This window comes from Mesorhizobium sp. B1-1-5, assembly GCF_006443065.1.
Classification (GTDB): domain Bacteria; phylum Pseudomonadota; class Alphaproteobacteria; order Rhizobiales; family Rhizobiaceae; genus Mesorhizobium.
This window is the reverse complement of sequence record NZ_VFWS01000059.1, coordinates 1-19715: the sequence shown is the minus strand read 5'-3', so window position 1 is coordinate 19715 and position 19715 is coordinate 1. Positions and strand designations below refer to the sequence as shown.

General features: G+C 64.3%; 17 protein-coding genes. 9 read left to right on the top strand and 8 right to left on the bottom strand.

The genetic code is table 11. The features are described from left to right. The first annotated feature begins 96 nt into the window (after positions 1-96). Complete coding sequence (gene xdhB, locus FJ980_RS18190; protein ID WP_140545068.1) at positions 97-2460, top strand: xanthine dehydrogenase molybdopterin binding subunit; 2364 nt, start codon at positions 97-99, stop codon at positions 2458-2460. A gap of 53 nt (positions 2461-2513) precedes the next feature. Beyond that, complete coding sequence (xdhC, locus tag FJ980_RS18185) at positions 2514-3416, top strand: xanthine dehydrogenase accessory protein XdhC (RefSeq protein ID WP_140545066.1); 903 nt, start codon at positions 2514-2516, stop codon at positions 3414-3416. Between the two features lie 28 nt (positions 3417-3444). Here xdhC and dps read toward each other — a convergent pair whose 3' ends face one another. After that, a complete protein-coding gene (gene dps, locus FJ980_RS18180; protein ID WP_140545063.1) occupies positions 3445-3933 on the bottom strand; it encodes a DNA starvation/stationary phase protection protein Dps in 489 nt (162 codons plus the stop codon). A 225-nt stretch (positions 3934-4158) separates the two neighbouring features. On the opposite strand from dps, the gene FJ980_RS18175 reads away from it, so the two are divergent. After that, entirely contained in the window at positions 4159-4989 is an 831-nt protein-coding gene (locus FJ980_RS18175; RefSeq protein WP_140545061.1) for a PhzF family phenazine biosynthesis protein, read from the top strand. Positions 4990-5081: 92 nt separating this feature from the next. Here the strand turns inward: FJ980_RS18175 and FJ980_RS18170 are convergent, their stop codons facing one another. Then, positions 5082-6002 (bottom strand): LysR family transcriptional regulator, encoded by a 921-nt coding sequence (locus FJ980_RS18170; RefSeq protein WP_140545059.1) that lies wholly within the window; start codon positions 6000-6002, stop codon positions 5082-5084. Positions 6003-6285: 283 nt separating this feature from the next. Between FJ980_RS18170 and FJ980_RS18165 the strand changes: the two genes are divergently transcribed. The 4 genes from FJ980_RS18165 to FJ980_RS18150 all read left to right on the top strand — a co-directional run bounded on the left by FJ980_RS18165 (position 6286) and on the right by FJ980_RS18150 (position 10670). After that, entirely contained in the window at positions 6286-7512 is a 1227-nt protein-coding gene (locus FJ980_RS18165; protein WP_140545056.1) for a urate hydroxylase PuuD, read from the top strand. A 2-nt stretch (positions 7513-7514) separates the two neighbouring features. Beyond that, positions 7515-8831 carry a guanine deaminase gene (gene guaD, locus FJ980_RS18160; RefSeq protein WP_140545054.1) on the top strand — a complete coding sequence of 439 codons (1317 nt, stop codon included), beginning with the start codon at positions 7515-7517 and terminating at the stop codon, positions 8829-8831. A gap of 79 nt (positions 8832-8910) precedes the next feature. After that, positions 8911-9414: a heme-degrading domain-containing protein gene (locus FJ980_RS18155; RefSeq protein WP_140545052.1), complete on the top strand. Its 504-nt coding sequence runs from the start codon at positions 8911-8913 to the stop codon at positions 9412-9414. Beyond that, positions 9411-10670 (top strand): glycerate kinase, encoded by a 1260-nt coding sequence (locus FJ980_RS18150; RefSeq protein ID WP_140545050.1) that lies wholly within the window; start codon positions 9411-9413, stop codon positions 10668-10670. Before FJ980_RS18155 ends, FJ980_RS18150 begins: the two co-directional genes overlap by 4 nt. Positions 10671-10949: 279 nt before the next feature. Here the strand turns inward: FJ980_RS18150 and FJ980_RS18145 are convergent, their stop codons facing one another. The 5 genes from FJ980_RS18145 to FJ980_RS18125 form a co-directional block, all read right to left on the bottom strand. Further along, the gene (locus FJ980_RS18145) at positions 10950-11723 is read right to left on the bottom strand and encodes a UdgX family uracil-DNA binding protein (protein WP_181181246.1); all 774 of its coding nucleotides are present in this window, start codon (positions 11721-11723) and stop codon (positions 10950-10952) included. A gap of 47 nt (positions 11724-11770) precedes the next feature. Further along, the gene (locus FJ980_RS18140) at positions 11771-13177 is read right to left on the bottom strand and encodes a glutamine synthetase family protein (protein ID WP_140545046.1); all 1407 of its coding nucleotides are present in this window, start codon (positions 13175-13177) and stop codon (positions 11771-11773) included. 11 nt (positions 13178-13188) lie between these two features. Beyond that, positions 13189-14565: an aspartate aminotransferase family protein gene (locus FJ980_RS18135; protein ID WP_140545044.1), complete on the bottom strand. Its 1377-nt coding sequence runs from the start codon at positions 14563-14565 to the stop codon at positions 13189-13191. Positions 14566-14703: 138 nt separating this feature from the next. Continuing rightward, the gene (locus tag FJ980_RS18130) at positions 14704-15678 is read right to left on the bottom strand and encodes a WD40 repeat domain-containing protein (protein WP_140545042.1); all 975 of its coding nucleotides are present in this window, start codon (positions 15676-15678) and stop codon (positions 14704-14706) included. 271 nt (positions 15679-15949) lie between these two features. Then, positions 15950-16987 carry a GTP-binding protein gene (locus FJ980_RS18125; protein ID WP_140545040.1) on the bottom strand — a complete coding sequence of 346 codons (1038 nt, stop codon included), beginning with the start codon at positions 16985-16987 and terminating at the stop codon, positions 15950-15952. Positions 16988-17360: 373 nt separating this feature from the next. Between FJ980_RS18125 and FJ980_RS18120 the strand changes: the two genes are divergently transcribed. Further along, positions 17361-17834: a MarR family transcriptional regulator gene (locus FJ980_RS18120; RefSeq protein ID WP_027169177.1), complete on the top strand. Its 474-nt coding sequence runs from the start codon at positions 17361-17363 to the stop codon at positions 17832-17834. Between the two features lie 260 nt (positions 17835-18094). Here the strand turns inward: FJ980_RS18120 and FJ980_RS18115 are convergent, their stop codons facing one another. Further along, positions 18095-18955 (bottom strand): AraC family transcriptional regulator, encoded by an 861-nt coding sequence (locus FJ980_RS18115; protein ID WP_140545038.1) that lies wholly within the window; start codon positions 18953-18955, stop codon positions 18095-18097. 34 nt (positions 18956-18989) lie between these two features. On the opposite strand from FJ980_RS18115, the gene FJ980_RS18110 reads away from it, so the two are divergent. After that, on the top strand, positions 18990-19397 hold the full coding sequence (locus FJ980_RS18110) for a DUF2000 family protein (RefSeq protein WP_140545036.1): 408 nt from the start codon (positions 18990-18992) through the stop codon (positions 19395-19397). Positions 19398-19715 lie beyond the last annotated feature (318 nt).

Below are 19715 nucleotides of genomic sequence, written 5' to 3'. Positions count from 1 at the left end.
TTGACGAATTTGCGAAAAACAATCGGCGACGGCGCTGCCCCTCATCTGCCTGCCGGCATCTTCTCCCCGTGAACGGGGAGAAGGGAAGGAGGCTAAATGAACAAGCACGCCACTCCCAATCTCAAGGCGGAAAAGATCGCAGGCGGGGTCGCCACCGACCAGCGGCACGATTCCGCGCACAAGCATGTCAGCGGCGCCGCCGTCTATATCGACGACATGCCGGAGCCTGCCGGCACGCTGCATATTGGCCTCGGCCTCTCCAAGATCGCGCACGGCACGCTGAAAAGCGTCGACCTGTCGGCCGTGCGTTCGGCGCCGGGCGTGGTGGATGTGCTGACCTATGCCGACGTGCCCGGCGAGAACGATGTTTCGCCGAGCAACATGCATGACGATCCGGTGCTCGCCGAAGGCAAGGTTGAGTTTTACGGCCAGCCGATCTTCGCCGTGGTCGCTGAGACGCGTGAGGAAGCGCGCCGCGCGGCACGTCTCGCAAAAATCGAGTATGACGAGCTTCCGGCCGTCATCGACATCTGGAATCTCGACCCGGTCAACGACAAGCAGGTCACCACGCCGTTGATCCTGAAGCGCGGCGATGCCGCCGCGGCGATTGCCGCCGCCCCTCGCCGCATCAAGAACCGCATGTGGCTCGGCGGCCAGGATCATTTCTATCTCGAAGGCCAGGTTTCTCTGGCGATCCCCGGCGAGGACGACGAGGTCGTCGTCTATTGCTCGACGCAGGGCCCGAGCGAGACGCAGCATCTGGTTGCCCATGCGCTCGGCGTGCCGAGCCATGCGGTGACAGTCGAAGTGCGCCGCATGGGCGGCGGCTTCGGCGGCAAGGAAACGCAGGCCAACCAGTGCGCCGCGATCGCCGCGATCGCCGCCAAGAAGCTGAAGCGCGCGGTGAAGATCCGGCTCGACCGCGACGAGGACATGACCGCCACCGGCAAGCGGCACGACTTCGCCATCGACTACGAGGTCGGCTTCGACGACGAGGGCAACATCCTGGGCGTCGACTTCACCTATGCGCTGCGCTGCGGATTCTCCGCCGACCTCTCCGGTCCGGTCGGCGACCGCGCGCTGTTCCACTGCGACAACGCCTATTTCTATCCTGCTGTGCATGCGAAATCGGCGCCGCTCTACACCAACACCGTCTCCAACACCGCCTTCCGCGGCTTCGGCGGCCCGCAGGGCATGGTCGGCGCGGAGCGCGTCATCGACGAGGTCGCCTTCGCCGTCGGCAAGGATTCGCTCGAAATCCGCAAGCTGAATTTCTACGATCCGATGGAGGCCATCGGCGAGCGCAGCGTCACGCCCTACCACCAGAAGGTCGAGGACTGCATCATCCAGCGCATCGTGGCCGAGCTGGAGGAAAGCGCGAACTATGCGCGCCGCCGCCGCGAGATCGGCGCCTTTAACAACAACAGCCGCTTCATCAAGCGCGGTCTGGCGCTGACGCCGGTCAAGTTCGGCATCTCCTTCACCAAGACGGAAGCCAACCAGGCCGGCGCGCTGGTGCATGTCTATGCCGACGGCTCCGTGCATATGAACCATGGCGGCACCGAGATGGGACAGGGCCTGCACCTCAAGGTGGCGCAGGTCGTGGCCGAGGAGTTCCAGATCGACCTTGACCGGGTCAAGATCACCGCCACCACCACCGCCAAGGTGCCGAACACCTCGCCGACGGCCGCGTCTTCCGGCGCCGACCTCAACGGCATGGCCGCGCAGGACGCCGCTCGCCAGATCCGCAAGCGGCTGACCGATTTCGCCGCCGACAAGTATCAGGTGCCGCACGATCAGGTCGTGTTCCTGCCCAACCGGGTGCGCATCGGCAACCAGGAAGTGGCCTTCAACGATTTGGTCAAGCAGGCCTATGTCAATCGCATCCAGCTCTCGGCGGCAGGCTTCTACAAGACGCCGAAGATCCATTGGGACCGCAGCAAGGGCCGCGGCCATGCCTTCTACTATTACGCCTATGGCGCGGCCTGCTCGGAAGTCTCGGTCGACACGCTGACCGGCGAATATGTCGTCGAGCGCACCGATATCCTGCATGACGCCGGCCGTTCGCTGAACCGGGCTATCGACCTCGGCCAGGTCGAGGGCGGCTTCATCCAGGGCATGGGCTGGCTGACGACGGAGGAGCTGTGGTGGGACGACAGCGGCCGGCTGCGCACGCATGCGCCGTCGACCTACAAGATCCCGCTCGCGTCCGACCGTCCGAAAATCTTCAACGTCAAGCTGACCGACTGGTCCTCGGCCTATGAACCGACCATTCATCGCTCAAAGGCGGTGGGCGAGCCACCGCTGCCGCACGGCATGTCGGTGCTGCATGCGCTGTCGGACGCCGTCGCGAGCGTTGCCGGTCACAAGATTTGTCCACGCCTCGATGCTCCGGCGACGCCGGAACGCGTGCTGATGGCGATCGAGCGGCTCAAGCGGGAGGCCGCGAAGCCGGCTTGAAACGTGCAATTCGGACCGAAAAACACTATATTTCCCAAGTGGAAATGCAGACGATGAACTCGAAGGCGCAACAGCTGAAGGAATTCCTCGGCCGGGTCGGCCAGGCTGCATTGGTTGAAGTGGCGGCGACGAAGGGTTCGACGCCGCGCGAAGCCGGTGCCTTCATGCTTGTCTCGCCATCGTCGATTTTCGGCACCATCGGCGGCGGCCAGCTCGAATACATGGCGATCGACAAGGCGCGGCAGGTATTGAATGCAGGGCAGCGGCCGCGATCTCCCGCCAGTGAAGCCCGCATCGAGGTCGATGAGGTCTGCGCAACGCTGGACGTTCCGCTCGGGCCGGAAATCGGCCAATGCTGCGGCGGCCGCGTCGAGGTGTCGATCCGCCTTGTCGATGCTTCGCTGGAGCAGCAGCTGATCGCCAAGGCTGAAGCCGAAGAGGCGCATCTGCCGCATGTCTATCTGTTCGGCGGCGGCCATGTCGGCCAGGCGCTGGCCGCGTCGCTGGCGCTGCTGCCGATCCATGTCGTCGTCGTCGAGACCCGCGCCGAGGCGCTGGAAGGCATGCCAGAAACGGTGGAGACGCGGCTGACATCGTTGCCCGAAGCCGTGGTGCGCGAGGCGCCGGCGGGATCGGCCTTTGCGATCCTGACCCATGATCATGCGCTGGATTTCTTGATCGTCGCCGAGGCGCTGAAGCGCGACGACAGCGCCTATGTCGGCATGATCGGCTCCAAGACCAAGAAGGCGACTTTCAGGAACTGGTTCCTGAAATCCGCGGAGGGCAGCGAAGCGCAGTTCGCCCGGCTCGTCTCGCCGATCGGCGGCAATGCGGTGAAGGACAAGCGCCCGCCGGTGATCGCCGCGCTCGCCGCCGCCGAGATCATGACGGCGCTGGTGTCGCACGCCGCGGAAGCGCCAAGTTCAGCCGGCGCTGACAAGGCGATGGCCGGCTGATCCAGCCGGCCGGGCAAGGAAGGTCTGGCTATTCCTTTTCCTGGGTGTGCGCCTCGAGGAACCACAGCAATTTGTCGAGCGAGCGCGAATAGGCGGTGAAGATGTCCGCCGTATCGCGATCGCCGGAGTCATCGGCTTCGTCGATTGCTTCGCGGGTCAGCTTGGCGGCCGTGGCATAGCGGTCGATCAACGCCGCCAGATGATCCTTGGTCTTGTGGATGTCGGTCGGATAAGGCTTCAGCTTGGTCGCCTTCGACACCTCCTGCGAGGTGCCATGCGCGGTGCCGCCGAGCTGCACGGCGCGCTCGGCGATAATGTCGACATGGCCGTCGATCTCCTCGCGGAACTCGTCCAGCATCTCGTGGATGGCGATGAATTGCGGGCCCTTGACGTTCCAATGAGCCTGCTTGGTGATCAGCGCCAGGTCGATGGCGTCGGCTAGCCTGGCGTTGAGCAGATCGATCGATTCCTTCTTGGCATCGGATTTGAGGTCGTTCTTGGTGACGATGGCGTCCATGGTCGGCTCCTGTCCCGCTGCGTCGCTTGGTGAAAGCTGAAGGCGGCCCGAGCGACCGCCAATGGTCAGAACGGCGATGACCAGAATTTCGTTCCGCGTTGGATCGAGGGGCACCATCCCCGATTGCAGGTGTGACTGGCGCTCACCGCTGCTTGCTGCTTTCCTCATTTCCCAAAGCGGCGCGAAACGTGTTTGTTGCGCCTCACGGACAACGGGGTCAGGAACATGGACATATTGAAGATCTCCGCTTTTTCGGACGGGAACACCGGCGGCAATCCCGCCGGCGTGGTGATTGGCGAGATGCTGCCCGACGTCGCCGACATGCAGCGTATCGCGGCGGAATTCGGCTTCTCGGAAACCGCCTTTGCGGCGCCCGAAGGCGGCGGCTGGCGCGTGCGCTATTTTTCGCCGGAGTCGGAAGTGCCGTTCTGCGGCCATGCCACCATCGCGCTCGGCGCGGCGCTGGTCGGAAAGTTCGGCGACGGCATCTTCAGGCTGACCCTCAACCAAGCCGGCATCACCGTCGAAGGGTTTCGCGATGGCGCCGACTTTGCTGCCGCCCTGCAGTCGCCGCCGACGCGCAGCAAGCCCGCTTCGTCGGAACTGGTCGGCGAAGCGCTCGCCTTGTTCGGTTATAAGCGGGGCGATCTCGACCCTGCCATTCCGCCAGCGCTCATCCATGGCGGCGCGGATCATCTCGTGCTGGCGCTGAAGTCGCGCGAGGCGTTGGCCGCGATGTCCTATGATCTCAAGAAAGGCCAGTCCTTCATGCGGCGCGAAGGCCTGATCACCATCCTGCTTGCCTATGCCGAGACGCCACGCCTCTTCCATACGCGCAATCCCTTCGCGTCCGGCGGCGTCTACGAAGACCCGGCGACGGGTGCCGCGACCGCTGCCTTTGCCGGCTACCTGCGCGATCTCGGCTGGCCGCATGGCGGCGCGATCGACATCGTCCAGGGCGAAGACATGGGCATGCGCTCGCGGCTCCATGCCGATATTCCGCCGTCGCCAGGCAGCTCGATCAGGGTGTCCGGAACGGCCAGGCTAATGGACTGATCTGAAGCAATTTCGGGAAAATGCGCCGCGGTTAGGCTCGGCGCCTTCGCCGTAGCCTTCCGTTCGGAATTGCGACGCGACGCTAGCGGCCCTTACTTTCCGGCCAACAGGTCCTTGATCAGCCGCTGGCAGCGCTCGGCCATGAAGTCGAGCAGCAGCCGTACCTTCGGATCCTGCAGCTTCTTGTGCGGATAGACGGCGGCGAACTGCACCGGCGTCGGCGGCGCCTGGGGCAGGATCACCTTCAACCGCCGGTCGCGGATGAACGGCTCGACCTCGAAGCGCGGCTTGTTGATGATGCCGCGCCCCGACAGTGCCCAGCCGGTCAGAACGTCGCCGTCGTCGGTGTCGTAGGGACCGTGCACCTCGAATTTCTGCGGCCCGTTCGGCGTCTGCAGCGTCCAGACATATTCGCGCGCGCCGGCATAGCGCAGCATCAGGCAGTCGTGCTTCTTGCCGATCAGCTCCTGCGCCTCGGCCGGCTCGCCGCGCGCTTCCAGATATTTCGGCGCCGCCACCAGCACACGCTCGCATTCCATGATGCCGCGCATCCTGAGGCTCGAATCCTCGATGATGCCGAGCCGGAAGGCGACGTCGATGCCTTCTTTCATGATGTCGACATTGTGGTCGGAGAGCCTCAGACGCACTTCGATATCGGGGTACTTGTCGTGAAAATCCGGGATGCCTGACGCGATCAGCCTCCGGCCGAGGCCGAGCGGCGCCGTGACCCTGATGGTCCCGCGTGGCTGGCCGGAGAGCGCGGCGACCGCCGCTTCCGCTTCGGTGATCGCGTCCAGCACTTGCTTGGCGCCGGTGTAGAACACGGTGCCATGCTCGGTCGGCATCAACTGTCTTGTCGTACGGTTGAACAGCCGCACCCCAAGATGCTTCTCCAGTTCCTTGATCCGGTTGGAGGCGACCGCCGGAGAGATGCGCATGTCGCGCCCCGCCGCCGACAGATTGCCGAGCTCGACGACGCGAACGAAGACGGCGATATTGTCGAGATAGGCCATGTGGGTTTCGTGGCTCTTAAACGGCTGCTCGAAGATGTGTGGAGATTCAGGTGATGCCGGCCTGCCAACGCCGGGTTCCCGCGCCTCCGGTGCTCACGTACTTCAACTACGCTCCGCTCCGGTTCTCGAAACCCGCCGTTTTCGGCTCGGCCTGACCTGAATCCTCACACACCTTAGGCAACCCTAGTATTTTCCATTTTTTTTTGAAAGTCATCGCGCACCTCGCCTCTTTTCGTTTGCGCGCCAGACCGTAAAGTCGCTCTCATCGGCAGGGACGAGTGCAATGATGGATTTCGCGATTTTCTGGGACTGGCTGAGCTTCGCGGTCCGCTGGCTGCATGTCATCACCGGCATCGCCTGGATCGGCTCGTCCTTTTATTTCGTCGCGCTCGACCTCGGCCTGCGCCAGCGGCCCGGCCTGCCCGCCGGCGCCTTCGGTGAGGAGTGGCAGGTGCATGGCGGCGGCTTCTACCACATCCAGAAATATCTGGTTGCGCCGGCCGAAATGCCGGAGCACCTCACCTGGTTCAAATGGGAATCCTACGCCACCTGGCTGTCGGGCTTCGCCATGCTCTGCGTGGTCTATTATGCCGGCGCCGATCTCTTCCTGATCGACCCCAACGTGCTCAACATCTCGGTGCCGGTCGGCATCCTCTTGTCGCTGGCCACCATCGGCGTCGGCTGGATCGTCTACGACCTGCTCTGCCGCTCGCCGCTGGGCAAAAGCGACACCGGGCTGATGCTGGTGCTTTATTGCGTGCTGGTGTTCATCGCCTGGGGGCTGACGCATCTTTTCACCGGCCGCGCCGCCTTCCTGCATCTTGGCGCCATCACCGCCACCATCATGTCGGCCAATGTCTTCATGGTCATCATCCCCAACCAGAAGATCGTCGTCGCCGACCTGATCGCCGGCCGCAAGCCGGACCCTAAATACGGCAAGATTGCCAAGCAGCGCTCGCTGCACAACAACTACCTGACCTTGCCGGTCCTGTTCCTGATGCTGTCGAACCACTACCCGCTGGCTTTCGGCACTGAGTTCAACTGGGTCATCGCTTCGCTGGTCTTCATCATCGGCGTTCTGATCCGGCACTATTTCAACACCGTGCATGCAAGGAAGGGCAACCCTACCTGGACATGGTTGGGCGCGGCCGTGCTGTTCGTGATCATCATCTGGCTGTCGACCGTGCCGAAGGTGCTGACCGGCGAGCCCAAGATCTCCGCCGCATCCGCCGCCGCGCAGGTCTACATCGCCTCGGCGCATTTCCCGGCAGTGCGCGACACCGTGCTTGGCCGCTGCTCGATGTGCCACACGCAAGAGCCGGTCTATGAAGGCGTCTACCATGCGCCGAAGGGGGTGCTGCTCGACACCGATGAGCGCATCGCCGAGCATGCGCGCGAGATCTACATCCAGGCCGGCCGGGCGCATGCCATGCCGCCCGCCAATGCCAGCCACATAACCGACCAGGAACGGGCCCTTCTGGTCGCCTGGTTTGAAGGCGCCGGAAAATAAGCATGACATCGAAACTCCTGCGCGGCCGCACGCTCTCCTTCCTGCGCTGGCCCGAATCGGTCGACGATCATTCCGCCTGGCGCTACGAGGAGGATGGCGGTCTGCTGATCGAGAACGGCAGGATCGTCGCCGCCGGTTCCTATGCCGCGGTCGCCGCGAAGAAGACCGGCGCCGATTTCGAGACGGTCGACCATCGTCCGCATCTCATCTTGCCCGGCTTCATCGACGCGCATGTGCATTTTCCGCAAATGCAGATCATCGCGTCTTACGGTGCGGAGCTGCTCGACTGGCTGAACAAATACACTTTTCCGGAAGAGGCGAAGTTCCAGAACGCGCAGCATGGCCGCCGCATCGCGCGGCTGTTTCTCGACGAAATGCTGCGCCACGGCACGACGACGGTCGCGGCCTATTGCTCCGTGCACAAATCGTCGGCGGAAGCCTTCTTTGCCGAGTCGCATGAGCGCAACATGCTCAACATCGCCGGCAAGGTGATGATGGACCGCAATGCGCCCGACGGCGTGCTCGACACGCCGCAGACCGGCTATGACGATACCAAGGCGCTGATCGTCGAATGGCACGGCAAGGGCCGCCAGCTCTATGCCATCACGCCGCGCTTCGCTATCACGTCCTCGCCCGAGCAAATGGAAATGGCCGGCGTGCTCTGCCGTGAGCATCCCGATCTCCACATGCAGACGCATCTGTCGGAAAACCACGCCGAGATCGCCTTCACCCAGGAGCTCTACCCTTGGTCGCGCGACTATACCGACGTCTATGAGCATTACGGCTTGCTCGGCAAAAAGGGCCTGTTCGGCCATTGCATCCACCTCTCGGAACGCGAGGCGGACGCGCTGTCGCAATCGGGTTCGGTGGCGGTGTTCTGCCCGACCTCCAATCTCTTCCTGGGCTCCGGCCTGTTCGACTATCAGCGCTATCGCCGGCGCGAGAAGCCGCTCAGGATAGCGGCGGCCACCGATGTCGGCGGCGGCACCAACTATTCGATGCTGCGCACCATGGACGAGGGCTACAAGGTGATCGCGCTGAACGGGGAGAAGCTCAATCCGTTCCAGTCCTTCTGGCAGCTGACGCGCGGCAATGCCGAAGCCCTGTCGGTGGCCGACAGGGTCGGCACGCTGGACGAAGGCAGCGATGCCGACATCGTCGTGCTCGATGCTCATGCCACACCGGGCATGCGGCTTAGGATGGAGACTGTGGAGACGCTGGCGGAAGAGCTCTTCCTGCTGCAGACGCTGGGCGACGATCGCGTCGTGCGCGAGGTCTATGTGGCGGGCCGGCCGGCGAAGAGTGCCATTGTGGCATAACGCCATTCCATGCCCTCAGCGCTTGACCCGGCGTCAGCCATCGGCCAAAGCGAGCGTCGACATTTGACAGGGGAACGCTATGGCCATCGCCGACGACATCGCTCTGATCAAGAAACAGGAAGCCACGCTGGTCTTTCCGGCCTTCGATGAGGCTGTCGCCTTCAAGATCGGTTCTGACATCAGGGACCGGGCGCTGAAGGAAGATCTTCCGATCATCGTCGACATCAGGACCTTTGACCGGCCGCTTTTCTATGCCGCCATGCCGGGTTCGAACGCGTCAAATCCCGATTGGGCGCGGCGCAAGATCAATGTCGTAAAGCGTTATCTTAGAAGTACCTATCGCCTGGTGCTCGAGCAGCAGCGCTCGGACCGCACTTTCAAGGTCGGCGAAGCGCTCGACATTGCCGATTATGTGCTCGCCGGCGGCGGCTTTCCGCTCACGGTGAAAGGCGCCGGCGTCATCGGCGTCATCGCGGTCTCGGGCCTGCCCGAGCGCGAGGATCATGGCGTCGTGGTCGACGCGCTTTGCGCGCATCTTGGCATCGATGCGAGCGGGCTCGCGCTGCCGCCGGAAGAAAAATGACCGACCCGAAAAGCTTCCTCACCTCGATCTTCAACGCCGCCGTCGCCGCCGCCGATCCGGAAAAGACGATCTGCAATCATTTGCCGGCAAAGCCGAAGGGCCGCACCATCGTCATCGGCGCTGGCAAGGGGTCGGCGCAGATGGCCGCCGCCTTCGAGAAGGTCTGGGACGGACCGATCGACGGCCTTGTCGTCACCCGCTACGGCTATGGCGCCAGATGCGAGCGCATCGAGATCATCGAGGCGGCGCATCCGGTGCCGGATGCCGCTGGCCTCGAGGCGTCGCGCCGCTTGCTGGAGAAGGTGCGGGGCCTGACCGCTGACGATCTTGTGGTGGCGCTGATTTCCGGCGGCGGTTCGGCCTTACTGCCGTCACCGGCTCCCGGGCTGACGCTTGCCGATGAGATCGCCGTCAATGAAGCGCTGCTTGCCTCCGGCGCGCCGATCGCGGCGATGAACACCATCCGCAAGCATGTCTCGACCATCAAGGGCGGGCGCCTGGCCGCCGCTGCCCATCCTGCGAGGGTGGTGTCGCTGGTCGTCTCCGATATCCCCGGCGACAATCCGGCACTGGTTGCCTCGGGACCGACCGTTCCCGACACCGGCAGCCGCGCAGATGCGCTGGCCTCGATCGCCGCCTATGGCATGAAGCTGCCGGCCTCGGTCATGGCGCATATCCAGTCGCCGGCGGCCGACGCGCCGCGCCCCGATGATCCGCGCTTCGCCAGCAATGAGGTGCACCTGACCGCCTCTGCCGGCGTCTCTCTCGAAGCCGCCGCCGCCGAAGCGAAGCGGCAAGGCATCGAGGCCGTCATACTCTCGGACGCCATCGAGGGCGAGGCGCGCGAGGTCGGCGGCGTCCACGCCGCGATCGCGCGCGAAGTGGCGACGCGCAACCGCCCCTTCGCCAAGCCGGTGCTGATCCTCTCCGGCGGCGAAACGACGGTGACGTTGCGGGCAAAAGGCAAGGGCGGCCGCAATTCCGAATTCCTGCTCGCTTTCGCCATCGGCATCGACGGCGTGAGCGGCATCGATGCCTTGGCCGCCGACACCGACGGCATCGACGGTTCGGAGAACAATGCCGGCGCCTTCGCCGACGGCTCGACCGTGGCGCGCATGCGCGCGGCAGGCGTCGAAGCCAAGGCGATGCTCGCCGGCAACAATGCCTGGACGGCCTTCAACGCGGTCGGGGATCTGTTCGCGCCGGGTCCGACCGGAACGAATGTGAATGATCTGAGGGCCATTCTCGTTAGGTAGCGCGATAAGCGCTGACGTCGTCATTCCAGGGCGAAGCAGGAGCGAAGCTCCGTCGCGAAGACCCTGGAATCCATTCCGTGACCTGAGCCGTAGGATGCAGCGGAGCAGAATTCTGCGCCGTTGCAACGCTCGTATGTCACGGAATGGATCCTCGGGTCTGCGCGCGTCGCTTCGCTCCTTGCTCCGCCCGTGGATGACGACGCGACGAGCGTTTCCGCCAATCTCCTAAGTCGCAGGATACGTGCGTCTACGCGAGGCTCGTTCGGGCGCCTAAATTGATCACGCCCTCATCAGCCCCTTCACCTTCCGCATATCCTGCAAAAACCGGTCCCTCTCCGCCTCCTTGTCCTCATGATCGCGGATGCGCAGGATGAAGGAGGGGTGGACGGTCACAAACACGCGCAAGCCATCCTCGCGCTCGATCACATCGCCACGCATCTTGGTGATCGGCACGGCCTTGCCGAGCAGCGACTGCGCCGCCGTCGCGCCGAGCGCCACCACGAGGTTCGGCTTGACGAGGTCGAGCTCCTTGTCCAGCCACCAGCGGCAGGCCTGGATTTCGCCGGCATTGGGCTTCGAATGGATGCGCCGCTTGCCGCGCGGCTCGAATTTGAAGTGTTTGACCGCATTGGTCACATAGACCTTGCGGCGATCGATTTCGGCGTCGTCCAGGATGCTGTCGAATATTCTACCGGCCGGGCCGACAAATGGCTTGCCGGCCAGATCCTCCTGATCGCCTGGCTGTTCGCCGACGAAGACCACGTCCGCGCTTTCCGGTCCTTCGCCGAACACGGTCTGCGTTGCATCATGCCAAAGCGGGCAGCGGCGGCAGCCTTTCGCCTCTTCGCGCAACTCCGGAATATCTTCGGCTTCAGGCGCCACCACATCGGCCGGCTCGGGCGTGGGCCAATGCTTGGCCTTCACCTTGGCATGGTGCGGTACTGGGATGGTTGGCATCCGGTCGATCATCTCTGACGCGGCTCTGTCTGCTCCTGCTATCAAATCTGGAATGAGCGAGGCCACGGGAAGGTTCCGCCAATATTTCTTCGGCATCTCCTTCTGCCGGCAAAACGTGATCGCCGCGCCGTCAGGCCCTGTGCTCAAACCTCATGCAGGTAGAGATGATAGTCCAGCTCACTAACGGTCCGCGCAACGCGCAGATATTCCGCCTGCTTGATCGCAACGAAAGTTCTGTGCAGGTCGGGGCCGAGCGCCGACTTCAGGAAATCGGAGCCTCTGGCCGCCTCGATTGCGGCGCGCCAGTCGGCGGGCATGGTCGATTTCTCCGTTGCCTGTTCATAGCCGTTCCCGGTCGTCTCGAGCCCAGGGTCCAGACCCTCGTCCAGCCCCTTGACGATGCCGGCCAGCACCGTTGCCGCCACCAGGTAGGGGTTGGCATCGACGCCCGAGGGCCGATGCTCGATGCGGCGGTTCCTGGCGTCGCCCGCCGGCACGCGCAGCGCAACCGAGCGATTGTTGACGCCCCAACTGGGCGCCACGGGAGCATAGGATTGTGAGACGAAGCGGCGCCATGAATTGGCGTGCGGCGCAAACACCAGCATGGATTCCGCCATGGTGTGGATGAGGCCGCCAAGTGCGTTGAGCAGGCTTAGCGACCATTTCTCGCCGGCTGCCTCGGTGAAGACGTTGCGGCCGCCATCATCCTGCAGCGAGACATGGAAATGCATGCCCGAACCCGCATAGGCCTCGATGGGCTTGGCCATGAAGCAGGCGGTGACGCCGTGCCGGCGCGCCTGCGCCCGCACCAGCCGCTTCAGCATGACGAGATCGTCGGCCGCCCGCATCACGTCCTTGCGGTAGTTGAGCGTCAGCTCGTATTGGCCGGGCGCGTATTCGGAGATCACCGTCTCGGCCGGAATGCCTTGCGCCTTGGCCGCGGCGTAGATGTCGGAAAACAGCGGCTCCATGCCATGCAGATGGTCGACCGAATAGACTTCGGTCTTGGCCGAACGCCGGCCGTCGAGCACCGCGCGGGCGGCTTGCACCTTGCCATCCGCGTCGCGCTCATTGGACAGCAGGAAAAACTCGAGCTCGAAGGCGCCGGCCGGATGCAGGCCGCGCGCCGCCAGCAATTCCACCTGCCTTGCCAGCACCAGCCGCGGATCGGAGGTCATCGGCTGGCCGTCGAGGTGGTGCATCGACATCAGCACCTGGCCGCGCGGCGGGTTGGTGCCGAAGAGCGGCACCAGCGTGCCGGGGATCGGCCACGCCCTGAGGTCGCCGTCGCCGGTGTCCCACACCAGTCCGGTTTCGTGCACATCCTCGCCGGTGATGTCGAGGCCGAGGATCGAGATCGGCAGATGCCGGCCGTTCTCGAAAATGCCCATCAGCTCGTGCCGGCGCACGATCTTGCCGCGGCCGATGCCGTTGGCGTCGGTGAGCACGATGTCGAACGCCTCGATCTCAGGATGCGCGTCGAGAAACGCCTTCGCCTCGGCGGGCGTCGAGCCGGAAGGAGAGGTGGTAGCGGCGTTCAGATTGTCCATCGCCGCTTTTCTCACGCCGTAAGCCTGGCCGCAACAGCGGCGAAAGCAGCGATCAGCCGGCTCACCTGCGCCGAAGTCGTTGCCGGCGAGATCAGCATCATGTTGTGGAACGGCGCGATCAGCACGCCGCGATTGACCAGCGCGACGTGGATGGCGGCTTCCAGTTCCGGCGTATGCGCCTTCTCCGCCTCGCCGCCGTTTTGCAGCGGCCCGGGCGCGCAGATGAACTCGACGCGTGCGCCGACCCGCGCGACATGCCAGGGCAGCCTGTGGCGCTCAATAACGGCGGAGAGCCCCGCATCGAGGCGGCGCGCCAGCCGGTCCATATGGGCGTAGGCCGCCTCGGTCATCACCTCTTCCAGCGTGGCGCGCATCGCCGCGAATTGCAGCGGGTTCGCCGACAGCGTCGTGCCCATGCCGGAATAGCCGGGCTCCTTCGCCCGGTTGTAGGCGCCAAAGCGCGTGGCGACCTCTTCGCTCATGCCCCAGATGCTCGCCGGCACGCCGCCCGCAACCGGCTTGCCGAGCACGAACAGGTCCGGCTCCAGCCCGTGCTTGCGCGTATAGCCGCCCGAGCCGGTCGAAATCGTGTGCGTCTCGTCGATAAGCAGCAGTGTGCCGGCCGCGCGGGTCAGGCGCCGCAGCGCGTCGTGGAAACCGGATTCCGGCAGCACCATGCAGGAATTGGTCAGCACCGGCTCGGTGATGACGCAGGCGACATCGCGGTCAGCCAGCGCTGCCTCGAGCGCGGCAACATCGTTGAATTCGACGATCTTAGTGGCTCGCGTCAGGTCGCGGAACTCGCCGGCCAATCCAGGCCGGTTGACGGGTTTGCCGTCGATCAGCCGCACCATCGTCTCGTCAACCGAGCCATGATAGCAGCCGTTGAAGACCAGGATCTTCTCGCGCCCGGTCACCGCGCGGGCGACGCGCAGCGCAAAGCGGTTGGCGTCGGTGGCAGTGGTGGCGATCTGCCAGTAGGGCAGGCCGAAGCGCTGCTGCAGGAGCGTGCCGATCGCCAGCGCATCCTCGCTTGGCAGCATATAGGTCAGCCCGCGTCCGGATTGGCGGCGGATCGCACGGGCGACCGCCGGCGGCGAATGGCCGAGCATCGAGCCGGTGTCGCCGAGGCAGAAATCGTCGAGCTTGTTGCCGTCGATGTCGGTGATGGTAGCGCCCTTGGCGCCGTCGACCAGGATCGGGAACGGCGTCGGCCAGTCGCTCATCCAGTGCATCGGCACCCCGCCGAGGAAACCGGCAATGCCGTTGCCGAGCTTCGCCTCGGATTTCGGCCGCGCCTTGCGGAACGCGGCCGCCTCCGTCTCGCGCAATTCGGCGACGCGGGCGACGTCGATGCCGCCGATGGAAGTCCGGTCGATTGAATGCATGAAGTCCCCCTCAGACAGTAGGCAGTAGGCAGTAGGCAGTAGGCAGTAGGCAGTAGGCAGTAGGCAGTAGGCAGTAGGCAGTAGGCAGTAGGCAGTAGATGCCGTCGTCCCTAAGCCCTACTGCCTATTCCCCACTGCCTACGCAGTGATATCGATCACGCCGCAGTCGCCGGCGGCGCTGCCGAAGACGATGCGGCGTTCTTCCTTGTCCCACATCATCGACGTGATGGCGCCCTTGCCGGGGCGGCGCAGCAGCACTTCCTTGGCGTCGGCGAAGCGCCCCGCGATCACCATGCCGTCCTCATAGCCGATGGCCACGACATCCTGGCTCGGATGGCAAGCGACGCAGGTCACCATGGTATTGCCGCGCGTGCCGAGCTCCAGCGGCGCCTTGCCCATCGGCCCGTCTTTGCTGGCGAACGGCCACACGATCGCTGCCGGCGCGCCGGAGCTCGCCAGCCACTTGCCCTTCACGCTCCAGGACAGGCTCTTCACCTTGCCCGGATAGCCCGACATGCGCATGTGCTTGCCGTCGGCGAGCTTCCAGCCATGCAGCGCGTTTTCCTGCATGGTGGTGACGAGGAAGGCGCCGTCCGGCGAAAAGGTGAGGCCGGTATGGGCGCCGGCCCATTCGAGCTCCACCGGCTTGCCCTCGGCGGCCGGGAAATGCAGCGTCGCGCCATTGTAGCGGGCGATGCCGAAACGCATGCCCTTGGGCGAGAAGGCCAGCCCCTCCACCGAGCGCGGATGGGCAAATTCCTTGATCTTGCCGTCGGCGAAACGCACGAAGGCGGTCTTGCCCGAGGCATAGGCGATCGCACCCTGCGGTCCGGCGCTGACGCTGGTGATCCACTTTTTGCCGGCGCTGGCCAGCTCGTTCACCTCGCCGCCGGCCTTCACGGCAAACACCTTGCCGTCCTCGCCGCCGGTGATCAGCCGGTCGTTGGCCGCGTCATGGAAGGCGGCAAGCAGGCCGTCATTGGCCTGCACGGTCTTGTGCCCGTTATCCAACCGGTGGATTGAACCGTCGGCGAGTGCGAAATGCGGCACGTCGTTCAGGAAGATGGCGGCAACGCAATGGCCTTCGAGATCAAGCGGGGCGACTGTGGGCATGAGGACTTAATCCATTTGAGATTCCTGCCCTTCCCATAAGCGGTTGGGCTAAGGGCCTCAACCCGCTTCGGATTGCGATAAGGGAAGGGCGCAGGCATTGCGACTTCCCCTTCTCCCCTTGTGGGAGAAGGTGGATCGGCGCGCAGCGCCGAGACGGATGAGGGGTGTTCCAGCGGAGTGAGACGTCGGCGTTCCCTGGAACACCCCTCATCCGACCGAGCTTCGCTCGGCCACCTTCTCCCACAAGGGGAGAAGGAAGAAGGCGCAGAAATCAAGCCGCCTGACAGGCTTCGAAGCTCTTGCGCAACCGCTCCGCATCAAGCTCGCGGCCGATGAAGACCAGCCGGCTCTCGTGCTTTTCGCCGTCCTTCCAGGCGCGCTGGTGGTCGCCTTCGAGGATCATGTGCACGCCCTGCAGCACATAGCGATCCTCGTCGCCCTTCAGCGCGATGATGCCCTTCAGCCGCAGGATGTTCGGTCCTTCCATCTGGGTCACCTTCTCGATCCAGGGGAAGAATTTCTTGGGATCCATCTCGCCGCCGCGCAGCGACACCGACTTCACCGTCACGTCATGGATGTCGGAAGCATGGTGGTGATGGTGATGATCGTGACCGTCGTGATCATGATCATGATCATGATCATGGTCGTGGTCGTGCGCGTCGAGGAAATGCGGATCGTTCTCCAACGCCCGCGACAGGTCGAAGGCGCCGCGGTCGAGCACTTCGTCAAGCGCCACGCCGGAACGCTGCGTGCGATGGATCCTGGCCGCCGGGTTGATGGCGCGGATCGTCGCCTCGACCTTTTCAAGCTCATCAGGCGTGACGAGGTCGGTCTTGTTCAGCACCACCACGTCGGCAAAGGCGATCTGGTCCTCGGCTTCCTTGGAATCTTTCAAGCGCAGCGGCAGGTGCTTGGCGTCGACCAGCGCCACCACCGCGTCGAGCTTGGTCTTGGTGCGCACGTCGTCGTCCATGAAGAAGGTCTGCGCCACCGGCACCGGGTCGGCAAGGCCCGTGGTCTCGACGACGATGGCGTCGAAGCGGCCGGGTCGCCGCATCAGGCCTTCGACCACGCGGATCAGGTCGCCGCGCACCGTGCAGCAGACACAGCCATTGTTCATCTCGTAGATTTCCTCGTCGGATTCGACGATCAGGTCGTTGTCGATTCCGATCTCGCCGAACTCGTTGACGATGACGGCGTAACGCTTGCCGTGGCTCTCCGACAGGATGCGGTTGAGCAGCGTCGTCTTGCCCGCGCCGAGATAGCCGGTGAGAACGGTTACGGGGATTTGCGTCTGTGCATCGCTCATGGATTGCCTCGAAAATCTGGGATTGTCGGCCTCATATAGGATGGGTGTCGCGCTTTTGCACGCGCCAAACCGATGGGCCAGGCCGGCCCTCTGGGTGGGATGGCGCCACGCGCGGATCGGCGGCGGTCGAGGCAGGCCAGACGCAGGAGCCGCGCGAGGCGCCCAGGGGCCTTCATCAGCGTCCGCTGTGAATCTCGCCGGTGCAAAAGTCGTTTGTCATCTAACTGAAATAAACATCTGGCATCACCTGCGCGGGCACCGCAATGCTTGCCGGCAAAGCGTTCTGCAAGCCGGACTCTTTAAATCGTCATTTGCCAGCCGTCGGACAGCCTCTATGCTTGTCCGCGCCGGTTCGGCCGAAGAGGGAACGACCATGGCCAAGGCGGACAAGACAGCGACAATGAGCCGGCTGCATTCGGCGGCAAGGCTGGCGCGCACAGCGCTCGCCGCGCGGCTTCTGGCGCACGGCTTCTATGCCGGCCAGGACCAGATCATGCTGGCGCTCGACCGCGAGGACGGCCAGACCCCCGGCAACCTCGCCGGCCGGCTCGGCGTGCGCCCGCCGACCATCACCAAAACCATCAACCGGCTGCAGGCGCAGGGTTTCCTGGAAAAGCGCGCCTCCAACGCCGATGCCCGCCAGGCCCATATCTTCCTCACCGAGTCCGGCCGCGAAACCATCCGCGCCATCGAGAAGTCGGTCAAGAAGACCGAGAAGCAGGCGCTGAGAGGCCTCGACAAGAAGGACCAAAAGGCGCTGTTCAAGCTGCTCGCCCGCATCGAGGCGAATCTGTCGAACGAAGATCTGGTGCTGATCGACGATGACGCGGAGTTGGATGAAGCGTGACGCGTGAGCGTCATCGCTCAACCGCGAGACGTTCCCATTAACGAGCGACGCGAAGCGTCGTCTCGAGCGACCTAAGCGCGATGCGCAGCATCGTCGCTCCACGCACCACCTAAGCAACGGCTTAGCGGAAGGCGACGATGCTGCGCATCGCGCCCGGGCTACCACGCTGCGCGTCGCGCTTACGCGCTTACCGCCGGACGTCACGCGGTTGAGCGACGATGCTGCGCATCGCGCCTGAGCGACGACGCTGCGCGTCGCGCTTACGCGTCGCGCACCAGCGCTGCCCAGCGCCCCGGCGTCATGCCGAACGCCTTCTTGAAATGCCGGTTGAAATGGCTCTGGTCGCTGAAGCCGGCGCCGGCGGCGATTTCCGCCAGCGACTCGCCCTCGGCGATCATGCGCCGCGCCTTTTGCAGCCGGCGCATCAGCAGGAAGCGATGCGGGCTGGTCGAATAGGTCGCGCGAAAATGGCGCGACAGCGCGTAGCGGTCGAGGCCGGTGACGGCCTCCAGCTCATCGGAGCGCACCGGTCGCTCGGCATTCTCCTCGAGATAGTCGCGGGCAAGCGCGGCGGCGCGCCATGCGGTCTTGCCCGTTGACTTTGCCGGCTGCCCGGCATGGCGTTTGAGGTGTTGCGCCAGCTGCGCAACGAAATCTGCCACGAACAGGTCGCCGAGTGCCTCGTCCAGCGGTGCCAGCGCCGACAGCAGCGTATCGCGCAAGCATGGATCGTCGATCACGGCGTCGCGAACGAAAGGCAGCGGCTCGCCATCGAGGCAGTCGAGCAGCAGGGACGGCTCCAGATACAGGATCCTGTAGCGCAGCCCGTCTTCCGTGCCGGCGCCGCCATCGTGCAATTCGTCCGGATGCAGCACGATCGCCTGGCCGGGCAGGCTGTGTTGCAGCGCGCCGCGATAATGGAAGCGCTGCACCCCGTTCAACGTCACGCCGATGGCATAGGTGTCGTGCCGGTGCAGCTCGAAGGCGTTGCCATGGAAGCGCGCCTCGATGCGTTCGAGACCCGAGCCGCCCGGAGCCGAAACGATGCGATCGCCGTTGGTCGCATCCGCGCACGAACGTTCAAGACCTTCCTTCGCGTCTTCGCTTAGAGCCTGCGCCATCGCCTGTCCCGCCCGTCACGGAGTCTCAATCTTGGTGTTCGATACGAAAATTGCAATTGTTCTCAGAGAGGACCTGCCGGTGTGGCAGAAGCTCAACGTCACCGCGTTCCTGACCAGCGGCATCGTTGCGCAGTTCCCCGAAATCATCGGCGAGGCTTACCGTGATCGTGCCGGCAACCTCTACAACCCGATGTCGATCCAGCCGGTCATCGTCTTGTCGGCCGATGCGGCGACGCTGGGTACGATTCACCGCCGGGCATTGGAACGCGGCGTGACGACATCCGCCTATGTCGAGGAGATGTTCGCGACCGGCCACGACCTCGCCAACCGCGCCGTCTTCGCCGAATTCGCCCCGGACGATGCCAAGGTCGTCGGCATCGCCACGCGCGGCGAGAAAAAGCTCGTCGACAAGATCACCAAGGGCGCCCGCATGCATGGCTGAATGGGTGACAAGCGCCTTCGCCCGAAGGACCAATTGCGGACGTTTGGGGTTGGCCTGAACGCCCACACGTCGTCATTCTATGGCGGAGCAAGGAGCGAAGCGACGCGCGCAGACCATAGAATCCATTCCGTTACCTGTAAGCGTTGCTGCGGTGCAGAATTCTGCTCCGCTGCACTCCACGTCGAAGGCCAAGGAATGGATCCTCGGGTCTGCGCTCCGCTTCGCGTCGCTCCGCCCGTGGATGACGACGTCGCGGAGGCGTCGGCAATCGCTCGACGATCAGCCCTGAACGCTATCAGGACGAGGGGCGTTCAAGCC